Here is a 5,699-nt window from a genome sequence, read left to right as displayed (position 1 = left end):
TTCGTCGACGGGCTCGTACCTCGCCCTGCTCAGCCTCCGGAGGTGGTGGGTCGGTTCCGGGGCTTCGTCGACGGGCTCGTACCTCGCCCTGCTCAGCCTCCGGAGGTGGCGTGAGGGGTTTCGAGGCTCGCTTCGCTCACACCTCAACCACCGTGAGGTGGTCACTCCGCTCAGGCGAGGAGTGCGGCCAGGGTTCCGCCCAGCTCGTAGGCGGCAGCGAGGTCGTCCTCGCCGATGTCGCCAGTGCGGTCGAGCGTCTCGGCGACCTGGCGCCAGGGGAGGGCGCCGGTGATGGCGAGCACCGAGCGGATCGCACCGGTGGTGTCGTAGCGACCGTGCACGTAGAGCCCGAAGGGCTTCTTGCCAGGCGCGACCGCGCCGCTCGCGGAGCCGTCGTCCGCGAGGCTTCCGCCGATCTCCAGGAACAGCGAGTCGAAGAAGTGCTTGAGGGCGCCCGACATGTAGCCGAAGTTCGCCGGTGTGCCGAGCAGGTAACCGTCGGCCGCGAGCACGTCGTCGGCCGTCGCCTCGAGGGCAGGGACGACGGCGACGTCGACGCCCTCGATGGAGTCGTCGTTCGCCCCGGCGACGACGGCGTCGGTCAGCGCGCGCATGCCGGAGGTCGGCGAGTGATGGACGACGAGCAGGCGAGGCACGCCTCGACGTTACGCTCCCGAGTCGTTCTCGGTTCGCGCAGTGTGACGCGGCTCTCCAATCCGGATGGCCCGGAGCAGCGAATGACCCATGTACACCGACACTAGAGATTGGGAAAAACCATGAAGTTCCGCAGCCCCCGCACCAAGACCGCCGCCGGCATCGCCGGCCTCATGCTCCTCGCCTTCCCCCTCGCCGCCTGTGGCGACGACAACGAGTCGGCCGACAAGGTCCAGGCCGTTGCGACGATCGAGAACCTGTCCGGCGAGCAGACCGAGATCACGGTCGACCAGTCCTTCTTCGACACCCTTGACGCCCTCGGTGTCACGCCCGGCGTGCTCTCCAACGCCGGCCTCGACGGCAACGTCCTGTCGTTCCCGATCACCGGCGGCAACGTCTCGGTGTTCGAGCCCGGCAGCGTCCCGAACTACGTGGTGGGCCAGATCCAGCACGAGAACTCGGGCCTGAGCCTGACCGCCGGTGACATCACCGTCGAGCTGCGCAACTTCAACGTCGACCCGACCGTCTCCCGCGTCTACGGCGACGTCGTCGTCAACGGTGACGTGGCCGCCACGAGCGCCTACCTGTTCCGTCTCAACGGCTCGACCCTGAAGCCGCTGCAGACCGAGGGTGACACCGCCATCCTCGAGGGCACGAAGGTCTTCATCTCCGACGTGGCCGCCGGCCTGCTCAACGACACCTACGGCATCGACGACGTGACCGACCAGGTCCTCGTCGGCGTCGCGAAGATCACCGTCAACACCAAGTGATCTCAGCTCGCTCCGCCTGATCTTCAGGCAGGGCGATCGGTTCGAGACCCGCGGCACCTCGGTGCCGCGGGTCTCGCCGTTTTGTACGGCATCGGCCGGTCAAGGGTGGCCATCAGGTGACCGTGTTCCTGCGCGGCTGGTCAGGGGTGGCTATGGTGGAGGTGTCATGACGAGAGTTCTCCTCCTTCGCTGCCGCAGCGAGGTCCCCGCCCGCTAGGGCAAGCCGACCTCCTCGCTGCGGAGTTCGTCATGCGTCGGCGACTCAGCCACCGGACCACCGCACGCAGGAGAAGCTCCATGATCACGAACAATCCCCAGCAGCCCAGCGGGATGCCTCACGCACGCTACGAGCCCTTTGTGCCCGTCGTGCTCGAGGACCGCACCTGGCCCGCCAAGCGCATCGAGAAGGCCCCGCGCTGGTGCGCGGTCGATCTCCGCGACGGCAACCAGGCTCTGATCGACCCGATGTCGCCCACCCGCAAGCTGGCGATGTTCCAGCTGCTGGTCCGCATGGGCTACAAGGAGATCGAGGTCGGCTTCCCCAGCGCGAGCCAGACCGACTTCGACTTCGTGCGCCAGCTGATCGACGACGACCTCATCCCGGACGACGTCGTCATCCAGGTGCTCACGCAGGCGCGTGAAGAGCTCATCGAGCGCACCTTCGAGGCGATCCGCGGCGCCAAGCAGGCGATCGTCCACCTCTACAACTCGACCTCGACGCTCCAGCGCCGCGTCGTCTTCGGGCTCGACCAGGACGGCATCGCCGACATCGCCGTCACCGGCGCGCGGCTGTGCAAGAAGTTCGAGGAGGGCGTGCCGGAGACGACCGTCTTCTACGAGTACAGCCCCGAGAGCTACACCGGCACCGAGCTCGAGTTCGCCGTCCGGGTCTGCAACGCCGTGCTCGACGTCTTCGAGCCCACGGCCGAGAAGCCGGTGATCATCAACCTGCCGGCCACCGTCGAGATGGCCACCCCCAACGTCTACGCCGACTCCATCGAGTGGATGGACCGCAACCTCGCCTACCGCGAGCACGTCGTGCTGTCCCTGCACCCCCACAACGACCGCGGTACGGCGGTCGCGGCGGCCGAGCTCGGCTACCTGGCCGGCGCCGACCGCATCGAGGGCTGCCTCTTCGGCAACGGCGAGCGCACCGGCAACGTGTGCCTGGTGACCCTGGGCCTCAACCTGTTCACGCAGGGCATCGACCCCGAGATCGACTTCGCCAGTGGCGGCGGTATCGACGAGATCCGCCGCACGGTCGAGTACTGCAACCAGCTGGGCGTGGCCGAGCGTCACCCCTACGGCGGCGACCTCGTCTACACGGCCTTCTCCGGCTCGCACCAGGACGCCATCAAGAAGGGCTTCGAGCACCTCGAGCGCGACGCGGCAGCCGCCGGCGTCAGCGTCGACGAGCAGGTGTGGGCGGTGCCCTACCTGCCCATCGACCCCAAGGACGTCGGGCGCTCCTACGAGGCAGTCATCCGCGTCAACAGCCAGTCCGGCAAGGGCGGCGTCGCCTACATACTCAAGACCGAGCACAAGCTCGACCTGCCGCGACGTGCGCAGATCGAGTTCAGCCGCGTCATCCAGCAGCGCACCGACGCCGACGGTGGCGAGGTCACGCCGGACGAGATCTGGTCGGCCTTCCGCGCCGAGTACCTCGACCGCACGACGCCGCTGGCCCTCGACTCGGTGCACACCAGCTCGGCGGCGGGGGAGAAGGACGCCCTGACCGTCAACGTGACCGTGGAGGGCCAGGCCCTCACGCTCGAGGGCACCGGCAACGGTCCGATCGCCGCCTTCGTGACGGCGATCAACGCGCTGCCGCAGGACTTCGACGTCCGCGTGCTCGACTACCACGAGCACGCCCTCAGCTCCGGCGGAGATGCGATCGCGGCGGCGTACGTCGAGTGCGCCGTGGGCGACGAGCTCTACTGGGGCGTCGGGCTCGACGCGAACATCGTGACGGCCTCGTTGCGCGCAGTGATCAGCGCCGTCAACCGCGCGGCTGCCGTCGGCTGAGGCCCGCGCGGGTCAGGCGACGACGGGGAGCCGAACGGTAAAGGTCGTGCCCTCCCCGAGCGCGGAGTCGAGGTCGATCGAGCCACCGTGGGCACCGATGATGCCGGCGACGATCGAGAGGCCCAGGCCCGTGCCCGGGATGGCGCGGATGTGCGCGTCGTCGGTGCGGTAGAAGCGCTGGAAGACGAGGTCGTGGTCGTCCTTGTGGATGCCCATCCCGCTGTCGCCGACGGTGATCACTGCGCCAAGGGTCTCATCGACCGAGAGCTTGATGTCGACCCTGCCGCCGTCGTCGGTGAACTTGATCGCGTTGCTCACGAGGTTGACGAAGACCCGGTCGAGCTGGCCGCGGTCTCCCGAGACCATCACCGGGGTGTCGGGCGCGGAGAAGGTGATGGTGAGCGGGCGCTGGGCGCAGACGGCGCGGGCGAAGTCCTCGGCGACGGTCACGGCCTCGCGCAGGTCGTAGGTCTCCCGGTTGGCCAGGGTCTCGCGTGACTCGAAGCCGCTGAGCATCAGCAGGTCGTTGCAGATCGCGATCAGGCGGTGGCTGTTGCGCGAGATCGTCTCAAGCATGCCGATCTGCTTGGGATCGGGCGGCACGACGTCCCCGTCGAGGAGCAGCTCGGCGTAGCCCAGGATGCTGGTGACGGGCGTGCGCAGCTCGTGCGACACGGTCGAGACGAACTCGTCCTTCGCCCGGTCGAGCGAGCGGAGCCGCTCCACCGCCATCCGCTCCTTGTCGAGGGCGGCGACGAGCGTGTCCTGGCCCTCGCGCTGCTCGGTGACGTCGCGACCGACGCACAGGAAGCCGACCCGGTCCTCGACGTCGTCGTCGGTGACGCTCAAGGTCATCGAGACGATCAGCTCGTGCCCGTCGCGGGTGCGCCAGGCCCAGTCGCGCGTGGCCGACTCCTCGCCGGTGCCGATCATGCCCACCAGGCACAGGAACGCCTCGCGCTCGCCGACCGCGCCGGTGCGCACCAGCAGCTGCGAGGGATCGAGGATCGAGACGAACGGCTGGCCGATCAGCTCCTCGGCCGTGCTGCCGAGCATGTGCGCCGCACCCGCGTTGATGACCGTGATCCGGCCGGAGACGTCCATGCCGATCAGCGCCGTGGCGATCGAGGCCTGGAGGAGGTGGGAGATCAGGCCGGTGCTGCTGCGCTCGGAGGTGACGTCCACCCCGGTCAGGACGGCGTACGCCGGCGCGTCGACCTCGCTGCGCACGACGTTGTTGTTCCACACCAGCCGGATCGGGTCACCGGAGGCGGTGTAGGAGAGCCGTTCGCGGGCCATCGAGAAGCCCGACCGGTTGGGCCACAAGAACATCGCCTCGGTCTCGGCGCGGGTGAGCGCCGCCAGCGGTGACTCCCACAGCAGGCACCCGAGCAACGAGTCCTCGCCGTACCCGGTGAGCTCCTTGGTCGCGGCGTTGATCCGCACGATCGTGCCGCTCTCGTCGGTGACGAGGATGATGCAGGCCGCCGTGTCCAGGGTGGCGTCGGTCAGCTTGTGGGCGTCCTCGAGGCGTTGGCGGCTGTCCTGCTCCTGGGTCTGGTCGAGCAGCTGGGCGGAGAAGACCTGGGTCGAGCGGGCGCCGGTGATCGCTGCGACCGCCAGGTCGATGCGGCTCCCCGGTCGTCCGAGCACGGTGGCCTGACCGTGCCAGGTGTCAACGCGGCGCGACAGCAGCCGGCCGAACGGGTCCTCGCTGTAGTCGATCATCCCGACCAGGTCGGCGAAGCGTCGTCCATCGACCTCGTCGGACTCCGCCCCGAAGATGCGGAGGGCAGCGGCGTTCGTCTCGGTCACCACCAGATGACCGCCGTCGTCCTGCATCAGGACCATGCCGAGCGGCGACTCGGTGAAGGTGCGCCGGAAGAGGTGCTCGTCGGACGCCACGCGCTCGGTCAGCGTGCGACGCTGGGTGACGATCACGGCGAGAGGCAGGGTGACGAGCGCGGCGCAGGCGACGTAGGCCAAGGAGATCGTGCCGATGAGGTCGTCGGGGATGGTCGAGGCGACGAACGGGCCTCGGCCGGCCGTGGTGCTCACGATCACCGCGGTCGCGAGCACGAAGAGCTGGCCGACCGCGATGCGGACCTCGAAGACGATCGCGCCCCAGACCAGGACCGGCACCGCCATGAAGAGCAGCGGCGCTGCGTCGATCGGCGCGAAGACGATGCCCAGGACGAGCGCCAGCGCCACGGACTGCGCGACCAGGAGCGCCTGGGTGCTGCCGGACTC

The 5,699-nt window shown here is 68.9% G+C and carries 4 protein-coding genes; 2 read left to right on the top strand and 2 right to left on the bottom strand.

Annotated features, from left to right (window positions below; all coding sequences use genetic code 11):
• Window positions 1-170: 170 nt before the first annotated feature.
• Entirely contained in the window at window positions 171-656 is a 486-nt protein-coding gene (locus VOI19_RS12935; protein ID WP_323793373.1) for a flavodoxin family protein, read from the bottom strand.
• A 120-nt stretch (window positions 657-776) separates the two neighbouring features.
• Between VOI19_RS12935 and VOI19_RS12930 the strand changes: the two genes are divergently transcribed.
• Both VOI19_RS12930 and leuA read left to right on the top strand, forming a co-directional pair.
• Window positions 777-1,424 carry a hypothetical protein gene (locus VOI19_RS12930; protein ID WP_323793372.1) on the top strand — a complete coding sequence of 216 codons (648 nt, stop codon included), beginning with the start codon at window positions 777-779 and terminating at the stop codon, window positions 1,422-1,424.
• A 297-nt stretch (window positions 1,425-1,721) separates the two neighbouring features.
• Entirely contained in the window at window positions 1,722-3,449 is a 1,728-nt protein-coding gene (gene leuA, locus VOI19_RS12925) for a 2-isopropylmalate synthase (protein ID WP_323793371.1), read from the top strand.
• Window positions 3,450-3,461: 12 nt separating this feature from the next.
• Here the strand turns inward: leuA and VOI19_RS12920 are convergent.
• On the bottom strand, window positions 3,462-5,699 hold a 2,238-nt coding region (locus tag VOI19_RS12920), incomplete at its 5' end, for a PAS domain S-box protein (protein ID WP_323793370.1).

Source organism: Nocardioides sp. (assembly GCF_034670285.1).
Classification (GTDB): domain Bacteria; phylum Actinomycetota; class Actinomycetes; order Propionibacteriales; family Nocardioidaceae; genus Nocardioides.
Note: the sequence above shows the minus strand (reverse complement) of the source record. Positions and strands in the feature narration are given on the sequence as shown.

What these genes read in the sequence shown, in the direction of transcription:
- VOI19_RS12930 (WP_323793372.1), top strand. Translation starts at nt 777, where the DNA reads ATGAAGTTCCGCAGCCCCCGCACCAAGACCGCCGCCGGCATCGCCGGC.
- leuA (WP_323793371.1), top strand. Translation starts at nt 1,722, where the DNA reads ATGATCACGAACAATCCCCAGCAGCCCAGCGGGATGCCTCACGCACGC.